Raw genomic sequence first — 21,568 nt, forward strand, 5'->3', positions numbered from 1 at the left:
CCACAGCCGCGCGCGAAACCTGCCGCCGCACCCGCTATTTCGCGCGCGGCGGCAGGTTTCGCGCGCGGCTATGGGGGCGGGTGCCGATTTCGGGTGCGGCTGCGAACGCGCGGGCCCGATTTCCCGCGACCGGGCTACCAGCCGTGGGTCATGATGGCGGGGATCTCGCCGCTGCCGTGGAATTCGGCGCGCAGCGCCATCAGCACCTGGAGCTCGTGCGGGACCACCGGCTCGGGCAGTTCGTCCAGGGCGAACCAGTCCAGGCCGGAGGACTTCTCCGGCTCCATGGTCCGGGGCTTTCCCTTCCAGTGCTGGGTTGTGAAGAAGAAGTCGACGCGTTCGTCCAGGTCACTGTGCCGCCGGTCGGCGTCCCGGCTGGTGCGGTGCAGGGTGGTCAGCGGCTCCAGGTTGGACTCCTCCACCTCGACGCCGAGCTCCTCGAAGGCCTCCCGGCAGGCGGCCCGCCAGACCGACTCACCCTGCTCGACGTGGCCGGCGGCGCCGGCGGCCCAGTAGCCGTCGCGATAACCGGTGTTGCTGCGTTGCTGCAGCAGCACGTGGTCGTCACGCCGGAGGATCAGGTACGCCGCGGGAACGACCCGGAAACGATCCTTCACAAGTTGATCTTGATGGGTCGAGTTGAGTTCTTCATTGCGCACCGTTGCGTTTCACATCCCATATCTCATTGCGTTTCACTACATTCGGTCCGGACGAACACGAGCCGACGAGTCCGGCCGGCTCCCGGCTGTCAATCGCGTTCGCTGCGGTCGTCCACCGACTTCAGGATCGTCAACAGATCGGGCCGGTCGAAGAAGGTAGCAGTGTCCCAGGCCGACGGCGTACCCGCCCGGGGGTTGGCGCCGGCATCCACCAGCAGCCGCACCACGTCCTCGTACCCCTTGAAGACCGCGCCCGCCAACGGGGTCTGGCCGCGCTCGTTCAGGGCGTCCACGGTGGCCCCGTGGTCGATCAGCGTCCGCACCGTGCCGGCGTGACCGTGGTACGCGGCCAGCATCAGCAATGTGTTGCCGCGGGCGTCGGTCAGGTTCACCGGCATTCCGGCCTCGATGTGGGCGGCCAGCTGTTCCGACTCGCCGGCCCGGGCGCGGTCGAACAGCCACCCGGCCAACTCCCCCGGATCCGAGCCGTGAGGAGCGGACCCGTCGGGAGCGTCGGAGTTGCTGGACGTCGAATCGTCGGCAGCCGACCCGGGATCGGGGTCGCCCATCCTCCTCAGCCCTCCGGCTTGAGCAGCGGGAACAAGACCGTTTCGCGCAGCCCGACGCCGTAGAAGAGCGCCAGCAAACGATCGATGCCGAGCCCCACACCGCCCATCGGCGGAGCGCCGAATTCCAACGCGGCAAGGAAATCCTCGTCCAGCTGCATCGCCTCCGGATCGCCCTTGGCGGCCTCCAGCGACTGCTGGTGGAGCCGATCACGCTGGATCACCGGATCGATCAACTCGCTGAACCCGGTGCCGCGTTCGACGCCGCCGATGATCAGATCCCAGGCCTCGATCAGGTTCGGATCATCGCGGTGCGGCCGGGCCAACGGCTGCGCGATCGGCGGATAGTCGCAGACGAAGGTGGGCTGGATCAGGTCCGGCTCGACCAACTCGCCGAACAGCTCCATCACCAGCTTCTGCGCACCCCACGCCGGGTCGTACTCGACCCCGTTCGCGTCGGCGTATTTGATCAAGGTCGGCAGATCGGTCTGCGGGGTGATCTCCTCGCCCAGCTTGGCAGACAGACCCGGATAGACGCTCAGCCAGGCCCACTCCCCGTCAAGATCAATGGTGCCCATGGGGCTCTCGATCTGTCGCATGCCAACCGCATCGGCTGCGTCCACGATGATCTTGCGGGTGAGTTCGGCGACGGTTCGCTGATCACCCCAGGCCTGGTAGAACTCGAGCATGGTGAATTCGGGCGAGTGGGTGTGATCGCTGCCCTCGTTACGGAAGATCTTGCCCAGCTCGTACACCTGTTCGACGCCGCCGACCACGGCTCGCTTGAGGAAGAGCTCCAGCGCGATCCGCAACGTCATGCCGATGTCGAACGCGTTCAGGTGGGTGTTGAACGGGCGGGCATGCGCGCCACCGTGCACCAACTGCAGCACCGGCGTCTCGATCTCCACGAATCCCTGTGTGTGCAGGGTTTCTCGGATGCTGCGGGTGACCGCGGCCCGGTTGCGGACCATGTCCCGGGCGGCTTCTCGTACGGTCAGGTCGGCGTAGCGTTGCCGGACCCGGGTCTCGTCGGACAACTCCTTGTGGAGGGTCGGCATCGGCCGCAGCGCCTTCGACGCCAGCTGCCAGTCCGAAGCCATCACCGACAGCTCGCCACGGCGGGAGCTGATCACCCGGCCCTCGACGAAGACGAAGTCACCAAGATCAACATCCGCCTTCCAGGCGGCCAGCGACTCCTCGCCGACCTCGGCCAGCGACAGCATCACCTGCAGCCGGCTGACCGAGCTGTCCTGGGTGAGGCCCTCCTGCAGGGTGGCGAAGCAGAGCTTGCCGGTGTTGCGGACGAAGACCACCCGGCCGGTGACGCCGACCCGGTCCTGGGTCTCCTCGCCGGTCTCCAGCTGCCCCCACTGATCGCGGACCTGGCGCAGCGAGTGGGTGCGCGGCACCGAGACGGGGTACGGCTGCTTGCCCTGCTCCAGCAATCGGGCGCGCTTCTCGTGCCGCACCCGGGTCTGCTCGGGTACGTCGCTGCCGAATTCGTCCTCGCTCACAGCGGGCAAGCCTAGACGAGTGATTCCCGGGGCACGCGGCGGTAAGGGGTGGCCACGGCGGCGCTCGGTCGATAAGAATGGCGGCATGACCTCCGATAACGACAACACAGCCCAGAACTCGAACGGGCAGGAGTCCGCGCAGGAGGCGACCAAGCGTCGCTTCCGGGAGGCCTTGGAAGCCAAGCAGGGCCGCAACGGCACCGACCACGTCGACTCCGATCCGCACCCGACCGAGCATGCGCATGGCCCGGTGGACGCCAAGCGGACCTTCCGCCGCAAGACCGGCTAGTTCCAGCGCCTCGTCGTAGGGCCTCAGGCCCCTGCACCGACGTGACGGATCAGGCGGATCTCACCGCTCGTCGGATCTGTCTCCCAGCCGACGGCGGCCAGGTTCTCCACCACCAGATCGGCCTGCAGCTCGCTCCGCGGGCTGGTGGTGATCACGGCCAGGGTCGCCGCCCCGGCGGCACGAGCCGACTGGAGTCCCTTGGGCGCGTCCTCGACCACCAGGCAGTCCGCCGGGTCGAAGCCGAGCCGCTCGGCCGCTGCCAGGTACGGGTCCGGCGCCGGTTTCCCGTGCTCGACGTCGTCGACGGTGACCAGCACCTTCGGCCACCTCAGCCCGGACGCCGTCAGCCGAGCCTCGGCCAGCGGCGCCGTACAGGAGGTCGCGATGGCTACCCGGTCGACCGGCAACCGGTCGAAGGCGTCGATCGCGCCGGGCAACGGCACGATGCCCTCGGTGTCGGTCAGCTCCAGGCGGTTGATCCGCTCCAACGCCTCGGCCTGCCGCTCCGCCGGCAGCACCGCAGCCACCACGCCCTCTGCCGGCACGCCGTGGAAGCCGGTCAGCGCGGCGGCCGGCACCCGCTCGTCGATCGCCCACTGGGTCCACGCGCGAAGCACCGCCGGCGTCGAGTCGATCAGGGTGCCGTCCATGTCGAAGATCACCGCCGCGAACGTCCGGTCGATCAGTTCGGTGGGCATGCCTACTCCTCGTTGCTTCGGTTCGCTTCTGGGCTTCGGTTCGCCTGGGCTGTGTCCGTCACCGCGCCGGGCCGGGCTCGCCAGCGGCGCAGCGTGCCGGTGACGGCCTCGACCAGGGTCTCCGTGGTGAGCAACACCAGACCCCAGCTCAGAATTTCGACCACGTTGCCGTTCAGCTGCGCGATCGCGAACAGCACCGCGACCAACAGCAGCCGTCCGTCCAGCCCCAGCAACGGAGCCGGGCCCATCCGGCCGCGGAGCCGGATCGAGTAGATCAACTCGTACCGCCGGTAGGCGATGGCGGCGAGAGTGACGAAGATCAACAAGCCGGCTACCTCGTCGGCCAGCAGCGCGCTGATCACTGCCGCCTCGGCGATCCAGACCAGCGGCAGGGCCAGCCAGCCGAGCCCATGCACCAGTGGCGCTCGCAGGGTGCCGCCGACCGCGAAGATCAACACCACCGCGGCGATCAGGGTCAGCAGCCACCAGCCCAGGCAGATGCCCAAGATCATCGCCAGCCAGCAGCCGATCATGACCGCAACGCAGATCAGGTACGGGATCCTGACCACGCCGGCGAACCGGGCCAGCCGGCCGACGTCCAGCTGATCATCAAGTTCTCCCGACCTGTCAGCGGCAGAGGTCGCCATGGCGCCTTGTGAGGCTGACAAGTCGGGAGTTTTGAGGGCGCGGAGGAAGCGGCCGCCGGCTGTCCAGGCCAGGGCGAACGCGGAGACCGCGATGGCGGCGATCAGCACCCACAACGGCTGCCTGGTGAGCAGGGTGAGGCTCAAGATCAGATAGCGTTCGGCGATCGGTACGTGGGCGATCTTCTTTACCCAGAAGGAGATCCGCTGGTTGCGCGAGGCGGGTGCGGGCAAACTCGTACGCGCGGACGGGTCGGCGGCCAACCCGGCGTCGACCGGATCGAGAATCGACCGCAGAAGCGCTCGGGCCCGATCGGCTGCACCGGCGGCGCGCAGGACCGTGGTCCGATCGGTGTAGGCGTAATCCTCCAGATGCCGGGCGGTGACGATCACCATCGCGATGATCGCCAACAGCCAGGCCGACGAATGCCCATCGCGTACGCCGACCGCTGCGACGGCGGCGAAGACCAGATACTCCTTGATCCGATCGCCGATGCCGTCCAGCCAGCCGCCGAACGCGGAGAAGCGGCGGGTGAAGCGAGCGACCTCGCCGTCCATGCAGTCGATCACCAGGGCCAACTGCAGCAGCACCGCAGCCGCCACCCAGGCCCACCCCGTACCGGTCAAGATCAACAACCCGGCGACGATGCCGACACCCAGACTGATCGCGGTGATCACGTTCGGCGTCAGCCCGATCCGCAGCGCCAGCCGAGTGCCCAGCCGCGACAGCGGCCGGACCACCGCGGCGGAGTAGGCACCGTCCCCCAGCCGGGACGCGGAACGCAGCCGCTGCCGCCACGGCGACGACCCGAGCCCGCGCTGGCCGACGTGAGAGTGGTCGCGGCCCGGCCGGGACCAGTCGTAGTAGCCCAGCGGTTGTCCGCCGAGCGGCAACCCACCCCGTACCAAGATCAACAACGCCAGGTCGAAGAGGTTGTTGCCGGTGATCAACTCCGGATGGCCGGCAAGCTCATCCACCGCCGTACGCCAGAGCTCGGCGGCACGATCGCGGTCGGCGGCCCGGACCCGCAGCAGCCCGACCGAGACCCGGTTCGGCTCGCCGACCCGATGCCGGACACTGCCCGCCGACTCGATCGTCCGGCCGTCCACCCCCACCCGCAGCACAGTGGCCCGATCAAGATCAACTTCCGGCTGCCGCGGCGCCTCGATGTTGCGCGGATCAGCGACCAGCGCCGCAGTCGGATCACCCGGCACGTCCAGCAGATCCAGAACCGCCGGCAGACTGATCCGCAGCTCGGCGTCGGCAAGCACCAACGGCCCGCTGCCGTCCGCGGCCAGCTCGGCCAACCGACCAAGATCATCAACCGTGCTCAACCGGGCCGGTGCGCAGACCTCGGCCAGCGGCCCTTCGACAAGCTCAGGGATCTTCGGTTCAGTTTGCGGCCCTTGGGCGGGGCCTGGTGACTTAGGGAAAGGCCCTGAGCGTCTTGTCGAAGGGCCGTTCGGCGAGGCGAGCAGGACGCAATCGGCGCCGCGACTGGAACCGCGCACCGAACGCGCCCCCGCGTTACCGATCAGTGCGGCTTTGCCGATCAGCGGCGCATCGCCGGCCGGGGTCGGGCTGCCGATCGAGGACTCGGGCGGCAACTCGGACACGGGCGCATGGTAACCGGCGGACGAGACTGTCGCCGATCCGCAAACATCGACGCGCGACAGCGGGCCGAGGGTACGAGCCGTCACGGCAGACTGGGGGCATGTTCGGGACAACGCTGCCGCTGGGACGGATCGCCGGGATCCGGATCCGGGCGCACTGGTCGGTCGTCATCGTGCTGGCGATGCTGGCCTGGGTGCTCGGCAGCAGCGTGCTGCCCGCGTCGGTGCCGGGCTACAGCTCGCTCGCGTACGGGTTGGCCTCGCTGTTGTTCGCCGTCTGCTTCCTCGGCGGGCTGCTGGCCCACGAACTCACCCACTCCTTCATCGCCCGCCGGTTCGGGCTGGAGGTGGACGGCATCACGCTGTGGGCGCTCGGCGGCGTGGCCCAGCTGAAGGGCGAGCCGCCGAGCCCGAAGGCCGACCTGCTGGTGGCGGCCGGCGGACCGGCGATGAGCGCGCTGATCGGCGGCGCGTGCCTGGGCGCCTCGTACCTCTTCGACGACGGCAGCACGCCACTGCTGCTGATCGCCGGGCTCGCCTGGCTCGGCGTGACCAACCTCTTCCTGGCCGGCTTCAACCTGTTGCCCGGGACGCCGCTGGACGGCGGCCGGGTGCTGCGCTCGGCGGTCTGGCGGGCCACCGGCAATCGGGCCAAGGCGGTGGCGGTCGCGGCCCGTTGTGGGCAGGTCCTCGGCGTGCTGCTGATCGCTGCCGGCATCGCCGAGTTGGTGTTCTGGCGGCAGACCACCGGGCTGTGGCTGGCAGTGATCGGACTGTTCCTGATCTCCTCGGCCCGCAGCGAACTCAACGCCGAACGCGCCCGCGGCCGATTGGTCACGATCCTCGTTCGCACCGTGATGGACAGCCGACCGACGCTGGCGCCCGGCTGGTGGCCGATCGACGCCTTCCTGCAGCAGTTGGGTCCCAACCCGCGGCGGCGGGTCTTCTGCGTGATGTCCGAGCAGAACCAACTGATCGGGCTGACCAGCCTGGCCGAACTGAACGGTCTCGCCGGCACCGGCGGTGGCGGCCTGCGGATCGCCGACGTCTGCCGGGACGCGCCCCGCCAGGTCGGCCCGGACGAGCCGCTGCTGCAGGCGCTCTCCGGAATCTCCCTGCGACCGGGACTCGACCTGCTCGCCGTCCTCGACGACGATCGGCTGATCGGTGTCGTGGACGCCGACGATCTGGTCCGGTCGTGACAGTTGTCATCGATCCTCTCCGCTGCACACGAGAGAGTGATCTGCGGACCAAAACCGCTTGAGTGAGTGAGCACTCACTCACTAGAATCCCGCTCGTGCCTCGCGCGACCGCCCTACCACCCGATGAACGCCGCAGCCAGATCCTGGATGCGGCCGAACCGCTGCTCCGCGTCCACGGACGCAAGGTCAGCACCCGAGAGATCGCCCAGGCCGCCGAGGTTGCCGAGGGCACCATCTTCCGGGTGTTCGACAGCAAGGAAGATCTGATCAACCAGACCATCGTTCGGGCCATCCGGGCCGAACGGACCGTCGCACAGTTGGAGGAGATCGACCCGGATCTTGATCTCGAGGACACTCTGGTCGCGGTCGCGCAAGTCCTGCGCGAACGGCTCCGGCAGACCTTCGAGCTGCTCCGCAGCATCGGCCCGCCGGCCAATGCCACCGAGCAGGACCGGCAGGCCTTCCACGACTACATGGTCGATCAGAATCGGTTGATCACCGCCGCGGTCACCCAGCTGATCGGGCCCGACCAAGATCAACTCGTACTGACCCTGGACCAGACCGTTCAACTGCTCACCACTCTCACCATGACCGTCTCGCACCCGCTGCTCTCCCGTGCGCATGAGCTGTCACACCTGTCGGATGATCCGCGTGCGCTGGTCGATCTGCTCCTGCACGGGGCTCTGATCGACAGCACGCGGACTCGGCAGTCCTTCGATCATCGCTCCGCCGACCCCGCCCCGATGGACATTTCCGCCTGGGCATCCGCTCCCGCCTCCTAACCGAACGCTTCCGCAGAAGGGACGCTTCGTGCTCATCTCGCTGTTACGCCGATATCTGGCGCCCTACAAGGTCTTCTTGGGCCTGGTAGTGCTGTTCCAGTTGATCGGCACACTGGCCAACCTCTATCTACCCAGCCTGAACGCCAAGATCATCGACAACGGCGTGGCCAAGGCCGACATCGACTACATCTGGCGGACCGGCGGAATCATGCTGGTGATCAGCCTGGTCCAGGTGCTGTGCACCATCACCGCGGTCTACTTCGGTGCCCGGACCGCGATGGCGTACGGACGCGACGTCCGGTCGGCGCTCTTCGATCGGGTGCTGACCTTCTCCGCCCGTGAGGTCAACCACTTCGGTGCCCCGTCGTTGATCACTCGCAACACCAACGACGTCAATCAGGTCCAGATGCTGGTGCTGATGAGCTGCACGATGCTGGTGGCGGCGCCGATCACCATGGTCGGCGGCGTGATCATGGCGCTGCGCGAGAACGCCGGCCTGGCCTGGCTGATCGTGGTCGCCGTACCGGTGCTGGCGCTGTCGGTGGGCGCGATCGTGATCCGGCTCGGCCCGCTGTTCCGCAAGATGCAGGAGCGGATCGACGTGGTCAACCGGGTACTGCGCGAACAGATCACCGGCATCCGGGTGGTCCGCGCTTTCGTCCGCGAGCCGTACGAGACCGACCGTTTCGCCCAGGCCAACGCAGACCTGACCGACATCGCGCTGCGGGTCGGCCGGCTGTTCGCGTTGATGTTCCCGGTCGTGATGTTGATCATGAACCTGTCCAGCGCCGCGGTCATCTGGTTCGGCGGACACCGGATCGATGCCGGGAACATGCAGATCGGACAGATGACCGCCTTCCTCACCTATCTGATCCAGATCCTGATGTCGGTGATGATGGCGACCTTCCTGCTGATGATCGCCCCGCGCGCCGCGGTGTCGGCCGAGCGGATCAGCGCGGTGCTGAACACCGAATCCAGTGTTGTGCTGCCGGACCATCCGGTGACCGAGGTCCCCGAACGGGGTGTGGTGAGGTTCAGCAGCGCCGAATTCACCTACCCGGGCGCGGATTCGCCGGTGCTGCAGGACATCAGCTTCGTGGCCGAGCCCGGCAAGACGACAGCGGTGATCGGGTCCACCGGCGCCGGCAAGACCACCCTGATCTCGTTGATTCCACGGCTCTTCGACCTGACCGGCGGTTCGGTCACGGTGGACGGGGTCGAGGTTCGTGATCTTGATGCGGAATTGCTGTGGAGCAAGGTCGGGCTGGTGCCGCAGCGACCGTTCCTGTTCTCCGGAACGGTCGCCAGCAACCTGCGCTACGGCAATCCGGATGCCACCGACGAGGAGCTGTGGCATGCGCTGCGGGTAGCTCAGGCGGCCGACTTCGTGGCCGAGATGCCCGGCGGCCTGGACGCGTCCATCTCCCAGGGTGGCACCAACGTGTCCGGCGGTCAGCGGCAACGCTTGTCGATCGCACGGGCCCTGGTCCGGAAGCCGGAGATCTACGTCTTCGACGATTCCTTCTCCGCCCTGGACGTCACGACGGACGCCAGGCTGCGGGCGGCGCTGCGATCGGAAACCACCGACGCCTGCGTGATCATCGTCGGTCAGCGGGTCTCCACCATCGCCGATGCGGACCAGATCATCGTCCTCGAGGACGGCCGGATCGTCGGCATCGGAACTCATGATCAACTTCTGGAGACCAGTCCGACGTACGCCGAGATCGTCGACTCCCAGCTCAGCGCCGAGGAGGCTGCAGCGTGACCGACAACACTCGTACCGAAGTGACCGAGGACGACTCCGTCAAGACCGGCCCGGACGCCTCGACCACCGCAACCGCGCCGGTCAAGGCCAAGTCGAACGAACGCCCCGACTACGCCAAGAACGCCCGCGGCGGCCACGGCCCGGGCAGCGCTCAGGTGCACGAGAAGGCGATGAACTTCTGGCCGTCGCTGAAACGACTGCTCGGTCACCTGGCGCCCGAACGCGTACGGATCGTCTTCGTCGTCCTGCTGGCGATCGTCGGCATCGTGATGAGCGTGGTCGGCCCGAAGATCCTGGGTCGGGGCACCGACATTCTCTTCGCCGGCATCGTGGGCCGGCAGTTGGCCGGCAAGTTTCCGCCCGGCACCACTCAGCAACAGGTGGTGGACGCGCTTCGCGCGGCCGGCCAGAATCAACTCGCCGATCTGGTCTCCGGGCTGAGGGATCTGGTGCCCGGTCAAGGCATCGACTTCGGCCATCTGGCCCAGGTGCTCGGTCTGGCAGTCGGGCTGTTCGTCCTCTCCTCGATCGCCTTGGCCATCCAGGGTCGGATCCTGAACGTGGTCGTCCAGCGGTCGATCTACCGGCTTCGTGGTGAGATCGAGTCCAAGATCAACAAGCTGCCGCTGAGTTACTTCGACCGGCAGACCCGCGGTGAGTTGCTCAGCCGGGTGACCAACGACATCGACAACATCTCCCAATCACTGCAGCAAACGCTGAGTCAGTTGCTCACCTCGCTGCTGACCGTGATCGGTGTGTTGATCATGATGTTCTCGATCTCGCCGCTGTTGTCGGTGATCGCGTTGATCACCATTCCGGTGGCGCTCGGGGTGACCACGATCATCGGCAAGCAGTCACAGAAGCGATTCGTGCAGATGTGGCGGAGCACCGGCGAGGTGAACAGCCACGTCGAGGAGGCGTACACCGGCCACGCGCTGGTCAAGGTGTTCGGCCGCAGGCAGGAGGTCGAGACGGCCTTCAACGAGAAGAACGACGAGCTCTACAAGGCCGGCTTCGGCGCCCAGTTCATCTCCGGCATGATGATGCCGATCATGATGTTCGTGGGCAACCTCAACTACGTGGTGATCGCGGTGGTCGGCGGGCTCCGGGTGGCGAACGGCCAGATCAGCCTCGGCGACGTACAGGCGTTCATCCAGTACAGCCGGCAGTTCACTCAGCCACTGACCCAGTTGGCGTCGATGGCCAACCTGCTGCAGTCCGGTGTGGCCTCGGCCGAACGCGTCTTCGAGGTCCTGGACGAGGAGGAGCAAACGGCCGAGCTGCAGGGTGCGATGAATCCGACCGAGGGCCGGATCGCCTTCGAGCACGTGGATTTCTCCTACGACCCGGAGAAGCCGTTGATCACCGACCTGTCGCTGGTGGCCGAGCCGGGGCAGACGGTGGCGATCGTCGGCCCGACCGGTGCGGGCAAGACCACGCTGGTGAACTTGATCATGCGGTTCTACGAGTTGAACAAGGGCCGGATCACCTTGGACGGAGTGGACATCTCGACCGTGCCGCGGTCGGATCTGCGATCCAAGATCGGCATGGTGCTGCAGGACACCTGGCTGTTCCACGGCACCATCCGAGACAACATCGCCTACGGTCGGCCGGACGCGACCGAGGAGGAAATCCTCGCTGCCGCCGAGGCGACCTACGTGGATCGGTTCGTGCACTCACTTCCGGACGGCTACGACACGGTGATCGACGAGGAGGGCAGCAACGTCTCCGCCGGTGAGAAGCAGTTGCTCACCATCGCCCGCGCATTCCTCGCCGATCCGGCATTGTTGATCTTGGACGAGGCGACGAGCTCGGTGGACACCCGGACCGAGTTGCTGGTGCAGCAGGCCATGGCCCGGCTGCGCAGCGACCGGACCAGCTTCGTGATCGCTCACCGGCTCTCCACCATCCGGGACGCCGACGTGATCTTGGTGATGGAGCACGGCGCGATCGTCGAACAGGGCAACCACGACACCCTGCTGGAAGCTCGCGGCGCCTACTACGAGCTCTACAACAGCCAGTTCAACAACGCACCGGAGGAGATGGAAGAGGTTCCCGAGACCGCCGCCATCCCGGCGGGCTAGTCGCCGGGTCCTGAGCCTGTCGAAGGACCGGATACCCAACCACACAAGGGCCCTGAGCTCATCGAAGGATTGCATCCCCTTCGACAAGCGCAGGGCCCTTGTTGCGTCTCTGCCCGGCACACGCTGAGGTCCCTCGCCAACCGCAGGGGCCCGTTGGGGCTCAATCCTCGAGCAGGCTCTGGACGGGCCGATCGAGTCGCTCGACCATCGCGGTCACGGCTGTCGTGGCGGCGTCGGCGAACTTGCGATCGGGGTCGCTCGTCGCCGTCACCAGCGCCGCCGCATGCTCGGCTTCGCCCAGCCGGCTCAACACCGTGATCGCGGCGAGTCGAACCCGGGCCGTGTCATCGCGTACGACGAGAGTCGCGCACCCTTCGGCTGCCGCTGCCAGGTCGTGTCTGGCGGCGACCTTGGCGCACATCTCTCGAACCCGCCAGTGATCGTCGGCCAGACCGGAGACGATCGCCGGCTCGGCCAACGGACTCCACTGATGCAACAGGCTGCGCGCGGCCCAGACCCGTGGCCAGTAAGCCATCCCGCGTTCGGTCCAGGTCTCGGCAGGCCCCAGGCCGACCAGGCGCCGTCGGCGAGCCAGCGTGGGTCCGGCTCCGGTTCGGTGATCAACTGCTCCATGCCGATCGCACCGGTCAGCACGCCGGCGCACATGCTGCAAATGCTTCTGGTACCAGCACGGCAACCGCCGCAGCCGCCCGGTCCGACGGCGAGAGCTGATGGCTCCACGGATCCGACAGCGGGCTCACCTGCCCGAAGTGCAGTTGGTCCGTTTCATCGTGCCAGGCTGGGAAACGGCGGGTGAAAGGTTGCACCGGTAGCAGGTGCTTCCCGACGTTCCCGCACACGAGACCCTGAGATCAAGGCGCCAGATGCGCAGCACGCCGCCCACGAACCGATTTTGCCCCGCTGGCGCCTGGATCTCAGGTTTTCCGTTGCCGGGCCTGCCCAGGATCCGAATCTTGCCGTCCCCGGCGCCGTCCGGCTGCCATCATCAACTCCGCGGGTCGCCGTACAGAAAGGGGAAGGCCGATGACGTTCGTGCTGCAGGCGCCGGTGCTGGAGGGCCGTCGGGTCCGGCTGGAGCCGCTTGATCATCGACACACCGCGGACCTGGCGGAGGCGGTCGAGCAGGATCGCAGCTCGTACGAGTTCACCTGGGTGCCGACGGCCGACGAGGTCGACGTCTACATCGACGCACAGTTGGGCCGCAAGGCGGAAGGCAAGCTGGCGCCCTACGCCCAGATCGAGGTGAGCAGCGGCAAGGCCGTCGGGTCGACGTCGTACTGGGATCCGCGGTTCTGGCCGGACACCGACCGGCTGTCCGCGATCGAGGTCGGGTTCAGCTGGCTGGCCGGCCCGGCGCAAGGCACCGGCATCAACACCGAGGCGAAGTTTCTGCTGTTCCGCCACGCCTTCGAGGTCTGGCAGGTCGCCCGGGTCGACCTGAAGACCGACGCGCGCAACGCCCGATCCCGCGCCGCGATCGCGAGCGTCGGCGGCCGGTTCGAGGGCGTGCTGCGGAAGTACTCGAAATCCTGGGCGCCCGGAGAGGACGGCCTGCTCCGCGACTCGGCCGTGTTCTCCATCCTCGACACCGAGTGGCCCGACCTCAAACCCCGCCTCGAATCCCGACTTGTCAGTCGGTACTTTGGCTATAGCCACACCAGCGGCTGACAAGTCGGCTAGGCGAGGCCGGTTTTCAGGCCGGCGCCGCAGAGCGGGGCGACGGTTTCATGATCACGAAGCAGTCGCCAGCCGAGTTGACCATCGTCGGTTTGTTCGGCGTGCCGGACCGCGGCCCAGCAGGCCGCCGCAGTGGCCTCGACGTAGAGACCACGACCGGCCAGATCCCGTTGTGCTGCACGGACCTCGTCGTCGTCGACGGTGACGATGTCGCCGTACGACTCGTCGACGGCTCGCAGGATCTGCTCCGCCCGAGCGGGTTCGGCGATGGCGATTCCCTCGGTGATCGTCTCCGCGCCGTGGGCGTAGCCCGGCGGCAGCTCGGTCAGCCCGGCAGCGCGGGCTCGGGCCAACGGTGCGACCGACTCGGCCTGCACCGCCACCAGCCGCGGCCGCTGGTCGGTCAGACCATGATCAACGAGCTCGGCGATCGCCAACGCCACTCCGAGCACCAGCGTCCCGTTGCCGACCGGCAGCACGACCACCTCGGGCAGCCGGCCGCCAAGGTCCTCCCAGAGTTCGTAACCGTAGGTCTTGGTCCCGTGCAGGAAGTACGGGTTGTAGACGTGGCTGGCGTAGAAGCTGCCGTCCTCGTCGGCGGCCTGCTGCGCCGCGGTCGCGGTCGCCTCCCGATCGCCGTCGATGATCATCACCTCGGCGCCGTGGGCGCGCACCTGTTCGATCTTCTTGGCCGAGGTGCTCGCCGGAACGTAGATCCGGGCGGGCAATCCGGCGCGGGCGGCGTAGGCGGCCACTGCAGTGCCCGCGTTGCCGCTGCTGTCAGCGATCACGCGCGCGGGCCGCAGCCGCCGCGCCGCCTCGAGCAGCATCACCGCACCGCGGTCCTTGAAGGACAGCGTCGGCATCAGGTAGTCGAGCTTGACACTCAGCCGATCGGTGATCGACACCAGCGGCGTACGGCCCTCGCCGAAGCTGATCTTCGGATCGACCAGCGGCAGCGCCTCGGCGTAGCGCCACAACGAGTTGACCCGCTGCGGAAGTTGATCATGCTCGACGACGCCGGCGGTGAAGTCGAGATCCCACGGACCTCCGCAATCCGGACAGCGCCACGCCAGCTCGGACGCCGCCGAGGTGCGGCCGTCACGGGGGCAGCGGTAGCCCGCGATCATGGGCTCTCCCGTGATCATGGCAGGGGCCGGATCGGCAGTTCGGTGGTGTGTTCGGCCCGAAAGCCCAGCACCGTACGGGATCGGGTCAGGTCGATCGGCACCTCCCGGCCGGCAAAGGTACGCGTGCGCAGCACACCCGGCGCGTATCGGTCCAGCAGATCCTCGGTCGCGTACGGCGCACCCGTCACGTCGGCGGCCACCAGCACCGGTTGTACCCCGGGAGCGCTGCACAGCAAGGACTTCTCCACCGCGACCGCGGCGTCCCGCACGTCCAGGTGCGACCACGCCTCGACCACCGCGTGCGCCGGATCCCGGCTGAGCCAGCCGACGTGTTCGGCGATTCCCTCCGCCGGCGCGGTGTACGGGAACCGCAGCGCGACGATGTCCGTCCCCCAATGCCGGTGCACCATCCGGGCACTGATCTCGTCCACGTACTTGCTCAGCGCATACGCGTCGTCCAGATCCGACGGCAGCTGCTCGTCGATCGGGAAGTAGGCCGGCACCACCTCGTGCGAGTTGTACGGAAGCCCGCTGTGGTTGATGCTGCTGGCGATCACCGCCCGCCGGATGCCACGCTCGGCAGCCTGGGTGAGCACGTTGAAGGTGGCGTCGGTGTTGGTCCGGAACACGGTGTACGGCGTGTTGTTCAGCGGATGCGGGATCGCGCCGAGATGGACCACCAGCTCGACCCCGTCCAATGCGTCGGCAACCGTGTCCACGTCGCAGGCGTCGCCGATCAACCGCCGACTCAGCGGCGGCGGTTCATGATCACCGTTGGGCGACAGCGACAGCCCGGTGATGACCGCGTCCAGACCGGACAGCCGGGTGCAGACGGCTCGACCGATGGTGCCCTCGGCACCGGTGACCAGGATCCGCCTGCCCGCCAACGGATGTGCGGTCACCGGGCGGACTCCGCGGACAGCTGGGCCACAGCCCGATCAAGATCAGCGAGCCCGACGCCGAACATGCCGAACCCGGCCAGTGTCGACATCGGCATCTGCCCGATCATCTGCCGCATCGGGCCGTCCAACTGCTGCAGGATCGGACCGACCTTCGGGTCGGCCTCCAGCAAGCCACGGCCCCGGGCATCGGACAACCACTCATCCAGCGTGGATTCGCTGCCCAGCGGGCCGTCGATCGACGGTGCGTCCAGGGTGATGGTCTGCTTCTGGGTCAACTCCCGCGACGACGATCCGACCGCGATCTCGAAATCCCCCGCCTCGACCGCCCACCGGTGCAGTCGCTCGGACCAGAAGGCGAACGCTCGCTGCTCCAACCGGAATTCGACCTCGCCGGATTCGCCCGGTGCCAAGTTGATCTTGGCGAAACCCTTCAACTCGCGCATCGGACGCGGCACCGTGGACGCCGGATCGGCAACGTAGAGCTGCACGACCTCGGCACCGTCGCGATCACCGGTGTTGCGGACCGTGGCCCGGGCGACCACCTCCAGGTCACCGTCCGCGACGCTGCCGCCCACCGTGACGTCGAGATCGGAGACGGCGAAGCTGGTGTAGGACAAGCCGTGCCCGAACGGGTACGCCACCTCGAGCTCGGCCTTGTCGTAGCCACGGTAGCCGATGAAGACGCCTTCGCCGTAACGCACAATCCCTTGCCCACCAGGGAAATTGAGGTAGGAGGGGTTGTCCTGCAGCCGGTCCGGGATGGTCTCGGCGAGCTTGCCGCTGGGGTTGGCCCGGCCGAAGATCAGATCCGCGACCGCGCCCCCGGCGGCCTGGCCGCCCAGCCAGCATTCCAGGATCGCCGTCGCGTGTTGCTGCCAGTCGCTGACGCTGACGGCCGCTCCGTTCGCCAGCAGCACGGCGATCCTGGAGTTCGCCCCGGCCAGCGCGGCCAGCAGGTCGCGTTGACTGGCCGGCAGGTCGATGTCGGTACGGTCGAAGCCCTCCGACTCGGCGGCCGCGGGCAACCCGAGGAAGGCGAGCACCACATCGGCTTCGGCTGCCGCCGCAATCGCCTCGTCCTGCAACGTCGCGTCGTCGCCGCCGTCCTCTAGCCCGTAGCCCGGTACGAAGTTGATCACGACCTCCGGGCCGGCCAATGTGCGCAGCTCCTCCAGTGGGAGGTCGATGCGGGTCGGGTTCACCTGAGAGGAGCCGGCACCCTGGAAGCGCGGCTGCCAAGCGAACTCGCCGACCACCAAGATGTTGATCTTGCTGTCCGCCGCCAGTGGTAGCAGCTGATCATCATTCTTCAGCAGCACGGCCGATTCAGCCGCGGCCCGACGGGCCAGCCGATGGTGTTCGTCGGCGTCGAAACCTTGTTGATCTTCGCGTGCCGGCCGGGTCCGGTCCACCAGGTCGAGCAACCTCCGTACCGTGTCTTCCAGCACCGATTCGTCCAGCTCGCCGGAGCGTACGGCCTCGACCACCGCAGTGTCGCTGTAGCCGATCTTCGGCGGCATCTCGAGATCGAGACCGGCGCGCAGCGCAGCCACCCGATCATGAACGGCACCCCAGTCGGAAACCACCAGCCCGTCGAATCCCCACTCCTGCCGCAACAACTCGGTCAGCAGCCAGTGGTCTTGCGAGGCGTAGACGTTGTTGATCTTGTTGTAGGAACACATCACCGTCCACGGCTTCGCCTCGGTGACCACCCGTTCGAAGGCGGGCAGGTAGATCTCCCGCAGGGTGCGCTCGTCGACCTCGGCGCTGACCCGCATCCGGTCGGTCTCCTGATTGTTGACCGCGAAGTGCTTCAAGGAGGTGCCGATGCCCAAGCTCTGCACGCCGCGCACCATCGCGCCGGCCAGCACGCCGGCCTGGTAGGGGTCCTCGGAGAAGTATTCGAAGTTGCGGCCGCACAACGGCGATCGCTTCATGTTCACGCCGGGGCCGAGCAGCACCGAGACACCCCAGTGCAGGCATTCGCGGGCCAGTGCCTGGCCGACCTCGTACAGCAGCTCCGGGTTCCAGGACGAGGCCAGCGCGGAAGCGGTCGGGAAGCAGGTCGCCGGAACGCTGTCGCCGATGCCGACGTGGTCGCCGTGTTCGAACTGGGCCCGCAGGCCGTGCGGTCCGTCGGAGACCATGATCGATTCGAGCCCGAGCCGCTCCACCGCCGCGGTGTGCCACATGTCCGAACCGATGCTGAGCGCGGCCTTCTCCTCCAGCGTCAGGTCGGCCAGTACCGAGTCCACGTCCAGCGCCATCAGTCCTCCTCGATCACGGCAGCTCACCGGACGACGCCGGCCTGCCGCAGATGCTATCCGCGGGCGGCCGGGCGCGAGCCGAAAGGTGGCCAGCGGGCCGTTCGGGTGCGGGCGGGCTGTCCACCATGCCGACCGTCGGGGCGCGGTTCGTGGCGGAGTGTCAGGATGGTCGCCGTGCACAAGATCCGGCAGAGCAGGAAGTTGACGGGCGTCCGCTACGACGTACGCGGGCCGATCCTGGTCGAGGCCCAACGACTGGAGGCCGAGGGGCATCGCATCCTCAAGCTGAACATCGGCAACCCGGCCCCGTTCGGCTACGAAGCCCCGCCGCAGATGCTCGCCGACGTCATCCACCATCTGCCCGAGTCGCACGGCTACAGCGACTCCCGCGGGATCTATTCGGCCCGGACCGCGGTCGCGCAGTACTACCAGTCGCACGGGCTGCGGGACGTCGAGGTGGACGACGTCTTCATCGGCAACGGGGTCTCCGAGTTGATCTCGATGGTGTTGCAGGCGTTCGTCGACGACGGCAACGAGATCCTGGTGCCGGCTCCGGACTATCCGCTCTGGACAGGAGCGGTCACCTTGTCCGGCGGAACTCCGGTGCACTACCTGTGCGACGAGGACAACGACTGGAATCCCGACCTGACCGACGTCGAGTCCAAGATCACCGAGAACACTCATGCGATCGTGATCATCAACCCGAACAATCCGACCGGAGCCGTTTACAGCAAGGAGATTGTCGCCGGTCTGGTGGACATCGCCCGGCGTCATGATCTTGTCGTGTTCGCCGACGAGATCTACGAGAAGATCATCTTCGACGACGCGGTCCATCATCATGCGGCGACCGCGGCCGGCGACGACGTGTTGTGCCTGACCTTCAGCGGGCTGTCGAAGTCGCATCGGGTCTGCGGCTACCGGGCCGGCTGGGTGATGATCTCCGGTCCGAAGGAGATCGCCGAGGATTTCCTCGAGGGCCTGACCCTGATCTCCAACATGCGGATGTGTGCCAACGTGCCCGGCCAGCACGCGATTCAGACCGCGCTCGGCGGCTATCAGTCGATCGACGAGTTGGTGAAGCCGGGCGGGCGTTTCTACGAGCAGAGCATGCTGGCCGATCGGCTGCTGAACGAGATCCCGGGCGTCAGCAGCGTACGGCCGAAGGGTGCGCTCTACTGCTTCCCTCGACTCGATCCGGACGTCTACAAGATCACCGACGACGAGACGTTCGTGATCGACCTGCTGCGGGCCAAGAAGATCTTGGTCACCCACGGCACCGGGTTCAACTGGCCCACCCCCGACCACTTCCGGCTCGTCACCCTGCCCGACGTGGAACTGCTCGAGGAAGCCATCGGCCGGATCGCCGACTTCCTCGCCACCCGCCGCTGACCGGTCCTGCCAGAGGTTCAGCCGAACCAGCGGTAGGTGAGGTTCATCCGCGGCCCGACCGCGGTACGCGTCTTGGGCACGGCGTGCCGGTAGTCGGACTGCGACTCGTCCTTCATGATCAACAAGTCGCCGGCGCCGAGGTCGAGCTGCCACCGTTGCCCGGATTCCTGGTGCCGGATGGTGAAGCGGCGGCGAGCGCCGAGGCTGATGGAGGCGATGGTCGGCCGGTCGCCCAGCTCCGGTTCGTCGTCGCTGTGGTAGGAGATCGAGTCCCGGCCGTCGCGATACAGGTTGGCCAGACAAGAGTTGTACGTCGCCGCCGACTCCTGCTCCAGTCGCCGCTGCAACGCCTGCAGCGCCTCCGGCGCCGGCTTCGGCTCGTTGCGTACGCCGGAGTAGGTGTAGGCGGCGTCCCCCATCCAGCAGGTCAGCCGCGGGATCTTGATCGTCCGCCCCGCGATCGTGATGTCGTTCTGCTCCCACGCGATCGCGTCGACCAACGCTGCGTACACCCGGTCCTCGTCCTCGACCCAGCCGGGGAGGTAGCGAAAACACGCGGGCAGTTCCATCGCTCCTCCGATCCATCGCGGACTACCAACGTACGCAGGGTGGGACGCCGCTTCAGGGGATCTGGACACAGATGACTGCCAGCGATTGCGGATCGCTGACGGATCGGGGCACGCCGGGCCGCAAACGACCGGATCGGGGCACGATGGTCTGGTGACCAACACAACGCTCGCCACCGCGCCGGCCGACGCGGCACGACCGGATCGACGGGGGCCTGGCTGGGCCTGGTTGAGCGGCATCGCCGCCGCCCTGGCCGGGCTGGCCGCGGCAGAGCTGCTGACCTGGCTGATCGCGCCGCTCGGCTCACCGATCAGCGCCGTCGGCACGTACTTGATCAAGGTGCTGCCGGCACCCTTGATCAACTTCGGCAAGGAGACCCTGGGCTTTGCCGACAAGCCGGTGCTGCTGGTGGTGATCACGATCGTCGCGCTGGCCGTGGGCGGATTCGCCGGCCGGCTCGAGTACGCCCGAACCGGGCTCGGCGCGATCGGGGCCGCGCTGCTGGCGGTGCTCTCGATCTTCGCCATCGCAGCACAACCGGACGTCTCGGCCAACGCGTACGCACCGGTGCTGATCGGGATGGTGGTCGCCTATCTGGTGCTGCGGTTGTTGATCACCCGGCTGCATCGAGTCGAGGCGCCACCCAGCGTCCCGGCCACCCGAGAGATGACCGCAGACCGGCGCCACTTCCTGATCTTGACCGGAGCGATCGCGGCCGGTTCGCTGATCATCGGCGGCGGCAGTCGGGTCCTCGCCAGCGGCAAATCCCTTGCCCTGCAGGCACGTTCCATGATCAAACTTCCGGCAGCTGCCGAACCTGCCCCGCCGGTGCCGGCCGGCGCGAACCTCAAGATCAACAACCTCACCCCGTACATGACCGCCAACGACAACTTCTACCGGGTCGATACCGCCCTGACCGTACCGATCGTCAACCCGACCGACTGGACCTTGCGGATCACCGGCATGGTCGAACGGGAGGTGACGATCAGCTGGCAGGAGCTGCTGAAGCTGCCCCTGTCGGAGTTCTATGTGACCCTGACCTGCGTCTCCAACGAGGTCGGCGGCAACCTGGCCGGCAACGCCCGCTGGCTGGGCTACCCGTTGCGGGAGCTGCTGTCGCGGGCCGGTCCCAAGCCGGGGGCCGACATGGTGTTGTCCCGCAGCGTCGACGGTTTCACCGCGGGCAGTCCGCTGTCGGCACTCACCGATCCGCACCGGGACGCGATCATCGCGATCGGGATGAACGGCGAACCGCTGCCGGCCGAGCACGGCTTCCCGGCCCGGTTGGTGGTGCCGGGCCTGTACGGCTACGTGTCGGCGACCAAGTGGGTCAAGGAACTCAAGGTCACCACGTACGCCGACGATCAGGCCTACTGGACGCCGCTGGGCTGGTCGGCCCGCGGGCCGATCAAGCTCGCCTCGCGGATCGACACCCCGACCGGTGCGGTGAACGCCGGGCGGGTCGCGGTGGCCGGGGTCGCCTGGGCCCAGCACACCGGCATCTCCAAGGTCGAGGTCCGGGTCGATTCGCAACCCTGGCGCACCGCCCGGCTGGCGGCCACGGTCAGCGCCGACACCTGGCGGCAGTGGGTGTACGAGTGGGATGCAGCGCCCGGCGATCATCAACTGACCGTGCGCGCCACCGATGCCGACGGCAACCTGCAGACCGCGGCCTCCGCACCGCCCGCACCCGACGGCGCCACCGGCTGGCACACGGTCAACGTACGGGTCCGCTGACGCTCGGCGACCCGGCGGCCCGGGCCGTCCCGTGCTCGAGCCGGCGCGGCAATTCGCTGGC

At 67.6% G+C, this 21,568-nt stretch carries 18 protein-coding genes; 8 read left to right on the forward strand and 10 right to left on the reverse strand.

Annotation, left to right across the window (positions count from 1 at the left end; all coding sequences use genetic code 11):
• Positions 1 to 134: 134 nt before the first annotated feature.
• From FOE78_RS00900 to lysS, 3 genes are all read right to left on the reverse strand, one after another.
• Positions 135 to 659 (reverse strand): NUDIX hydrolase, encoded by a 525-nt coding sequence (locus FOE78_RS00900; RefSeq protein ID WP_228265983.1) that lies wholly within the window; start codon positions 657 to 659, stop codon positions 135 to 137.
• Between the two features lie 89 nt (positions 660 to 748).
• Complete coding sequence (locus tag FOE78_RS00905) at positions 749 to 1,228, reverse strand: ankyrin repeat domain-containing protein (protein WP_143984654.1); 480 nt, start codon at positions 1,226 to 1,228, stop codon at positions 749 to 751.
• A 5-nt stretch (positions 1,229 to 1,233) separates the two neighbouring features.
• Positions 1,234 to 2,739: a lysine--tRNA ligase gene (gene lysS, locus FOE78_RS00910; RefSeq protein WP_228265984.1), complete on the reverse strand. Its 1,506-nt coding sequence runs from the start codon at positions 2,737 to 2,739 to the stop codon at positions 1,234 to 1,236.
• 85 nt (positions 2,740 to 2,824) lie between these two features.
• Between lysS and FOE78_RS00915 the strand changes: the two genes are divergently transcribed.
• Entirely contained in the window at positions 2,825 to 3,028 is a 204-nt protein-coding gene (locus FOE78_RS00915; RefSeq protein WP_143984656.1) for a DUF5302 domain-containing protein, read from the forward strand.
• A 23-nt stretch (positions 3,029 to 3,051) separates the two neighbouring features.
• Here FOE78_RS00915 and FOE78_RS00920 read toward each other — a convergent pair whose 3' ends face one another.
• Both FOE78_RS00920 and FOE78_RS00925 read right to left on the reverse strand, forming a co-directional pair.
• Entirely contained in the window at positions 3,052 to 3,726 is a 675-nt protein-coding gene (locus tag FOE78_RS00920) for an HAD-IA family hydrolase (protein WP_143984657.1), read from the reverse strand.
• 2 nt (positions 3,727 to 3,728) lie between these two features.
• A complete protein-coding gene (locus FOE78_RS00925; protein WP_168207301.1) occupies positions 3,729 to 5,705 on the reverse strand; it encodes a CDP-alcohol phosphatidyltransferase family protein in 1,977 nt (658 codons plus the stop codon).
• Between the two features lie 380 nt (positions 5,706 to 6,085).
• Between FOE78_RS00925 and FOE78_RS00930 the strand changes: the two genes are divergently transcribed.
• The 4 genes from FOE78_RS00930 (at position 6,086) to FOE78_RS00945 (ending at position 11,817) form a co-directional block, all read left to right on the forward strand.
• A complete protein-coding gene (locus FOE78_RS00930) occupies positions 6,086 to 7,186 on the forward strand; it encodes a site-2 protease family protein (RefSeq protein WP_143984659.1) in 1,101 nt (366 codons plus the stop codon).
• 95 nt (positions 7,187 to 7,281) lie between these two features.
• Positions 7,282 to 7,968: a TetR/AcrR family transcriptional regulator gene (locus FOE78_RS00935; protein ID WP_168207302.1), complete on the forward strand. Its 687-nt coding sequence runs from the start codon at positions 7,282 to 7,284 to the stop codon at positions 7,966 to 7,968.
• A gap of 28 nt (positions 7,969 to 7,996) precedes the next feature.
• The gene (locus FOE78_RS00940) at positions 7,997 to 9,733 is read left to right on the forward strand and encodes an ABC transporter ATP-binding protein (protein ID WP_143984661.1); all 1,737 of its coding nucleotides are present in this window, start codon (positions 7,997 to 7,999) and stop codon (positions 9,731 to 9,733) included.
• The gene (locus FOE78_RS00945) at positions 9,730 to 11,817 is read left to right on the forward strand and encodes an ABC transporter ATP-binding protein (RefSeq protein WP_323125708.1); all 2,088 of its coding nucleotides are present in this window, start codon (positions 9,730 to 9,732) and stop codon (positions 11,815 to 11,817) included. Before FOE78_RS00940 ends, FOE78_RS00945 begins: the two co-directional genes overlap by 4 nt.
• A 160-nt stretch (positions 11,818 to 11,977) precedes the next feature.
• On the opposite strand, the gene FOE78_RS00950 is transcribed toward FOE78_RS00945, so the two are convergent.
• Positions 11,978 to 12,352: a HEAT repeat domain-containing protein gene (locus FOE78_RS00950; RefSeq protein WP_143984662.1), complete on the reverse strand. Its 375-nt coding sequence runs from the start codon at positions 12,350 to 12,352 to the stop codon at positions 11,978 to 11,980.
• A gap of 509 nt (positions 12,353 to 12,861) precedes the next feature.
• Here FOE78_RS00950 and FOE78_RS00955 point away from each other — a divergent pair.
• Positions 12,862 to 13,506, forward strand: a complete 645-nt coding sequence (locus tag FOE78_RS00955) for a GNAT family N-acetyltransferase (protein WP_143984663.1) — start codon at positions 12,862 to 12,864, stop codon at positions 13,504 to 13,506.
• An 8-nt stretch (positions 13,507 to 13,514) separates the two neighbouring features.
• Here FOE78_RS00955 and FOE78_RS00960 read toward each other — a convergent pair whose 3' ends face one another.
• The 3 genes from FOE78_RS00960 to FOE78_RS00970 are packed head-to-tail and all read right to left on the reverse strand — an operon-like array spanning position 13,515 to position 17,814.
• Positions 13,515 to 14,645 (reverse strand): pyridoxal-phosphate dependent enzyme, encoded by a 1,131-nt coding sequence (locus FOE78_RS00960; protein ID WP_143984664.1) that lies wholly within the window; start codon positions 14,643 to 14,645, stop codon positions 13,515 to 13,517.
• A gap of 14 nt (positions 14,646 to 14,659) precedes the next feature.
• Positions 14,660 to 15,547: an NAD-dependent epimerase/dehydratase family protein gene (locus FOE78_RS00965; protein WP_228265985.1), complete on the reverse strand. Its 888-nt coding sequence runs from the start codon at positions 15,545 to 15,547 to the stop codon at positions 14,660 to 14,662.
• On the reverse strand, positions 15,544 to 17,814 hold the full coding sequence (locus FOE78_RS00970; RefSeq protein WP_143984665.1) for a glycoside hydrolase family 3 C-terminal domain-containing protein: 2,271 nt from the start codon (positions 17,812 to 17,814) through the stop codon (positions 15,544 to 15,546). The genes FOE78_RS00965 and FOE78_RS00970 overlap by 4 nt, the downstream gene beginning before the upstream one ends.
• A 174-nt stretch (positions 17,815 to 17,988) precedes the next feature.
• On the opposite strand from FOE78_RS00970, the gene FOE78_RS00975 reads away from it, so the two are divergent.
• The gene (locus tag FOE78_RS00975; RefSeq protein ID WP_143984666.1) at positions 17,989 to 19,203 is read left to right on the forward strand and encodes a pyridoxal phosphate-dependent aminotransferase; all 1,215 of its coding nucleotides are present in this window, start codon (positions 17,989 to 17,991) and stop codon (positions 19,201 to 19,203) included.
• A 17-nt stretch (positions 19,204 to 19,220) separates the two neighbouring features.
• Here the strand turns inward: FOE78_RS00975 and FOE78_RS00980 are convergent, their stop codons facing one another.
• Positions 19,221 to 19,772 carry an alpha-ketoglutarate-dependent dioxygenase AlkB family protein gene (locus FOE78_RS00980; protein ID WP_143984667.1) on the reverse strand — a complete coding sequence of 184 codons (552 nt, stop codon included), beginning with the start codon at positions 19,770 to 19,772 and terminating at the stop codon, positions 19,221 to 19,223.
• Between the two features lie 151 nt (positions 19,773 to 19,923).
• Here FOE78_RS00980 and FOE78_RS00985 point away from each other — a divergent pair, with 151 nt between their 5' ends.
• A complete protein-coding gene (locus FOE78_RS00985) occupies positions 19,924 to 21,507 on the forward strand; it encodes a molybdopterin-dependent oxidoreductase (RefSeq protein ID WP_168207303.1) in 1,584 nt (527 codons plus the stop codon).
• Positions 21,508 to 21,568: the final 61 nt, after the last annotated feature.

This window comes from Microlunatus elymi, from assembly GCF_007362775.1.
Taxonomy (GTDB): Bacteria; Actinomycetota; Actinomycetes; order Propionibacteriales; family Propionibacteriaceae; genus Microlunatus; species Microlunatus elymi.

What these genes read in the sequence shown, in the direction of transcription:
- FOE78_RS00905 (WP_143984654.1), bottom strand. Translation starts at nt 1,228, where the DNA reads ATGGGCGACCCCGATCCCGGGTCGGCTGCCGACGATTCGACGTCCAGC.
- FOE78_RS00915 (WP_143984656.1), top strand. Translation starts at nt 2,825, where the DNA reads ATGACCTCCGATAACGACAACACAGCCCAGAACTCGAACGGGCAGGAG.
- FOE78_RS00920 (WP_143984657.1), bottom strand. Translation starts at nt 3,726, where the DNA reads ATGCCCACCGAACTGATCGACCGGACGTTCGCGGCGGTGATCTTCGAC.
- FOE78_RS00930 (WP_143984659.1), top strand. Translation starts at nt 6,086, where the DNA reads ATGTTCGGGACAACGCTGCCGCTGGGACGGATCGCCGGGATCCGGATC.
- FOE78_RS00950 (WP_143984662.1), bottom strand. Translation starts at nt 12,352, where the DNA reads ATGGCTTACTGGCCACGGGTCTGGGCCGCGCGCAGCCTGTTGCATCAG.
- FOE78_RS00955 (WP_143984663.1), top strand. Translation starts at nt 12,862, where the DNA reads ATGACGTTCGTGCTGCAGGCGCCGGTGCTGGAGGGCCGTCGGGTCCGG.
- FOE78_RS00960 (WP_143984664.1), bottom strand. Translation starts at nt 14,645, where the DNA reads ATGATCGCGGGCTACCGCTGCCCCCGTGACGGCCGCACCTCGGCGGCG.
- FOE78_RS00970 (WP_143984665.1), bottom strand. Translation starts at nt 17,814, where the DNA reads ATGGCGCTGGACGTGGACTCGGTACTGGCCGACCTGACGCTGGAGGAG.
- FOE78_RS00980 (WP_143984667.1), bottom strand. Translation starts at nt 19,772, where the DNA reads ATGGAACTGCCCGCGTGTTTTCGCTACCTCCCCGGCTGGGTCGAGGAC.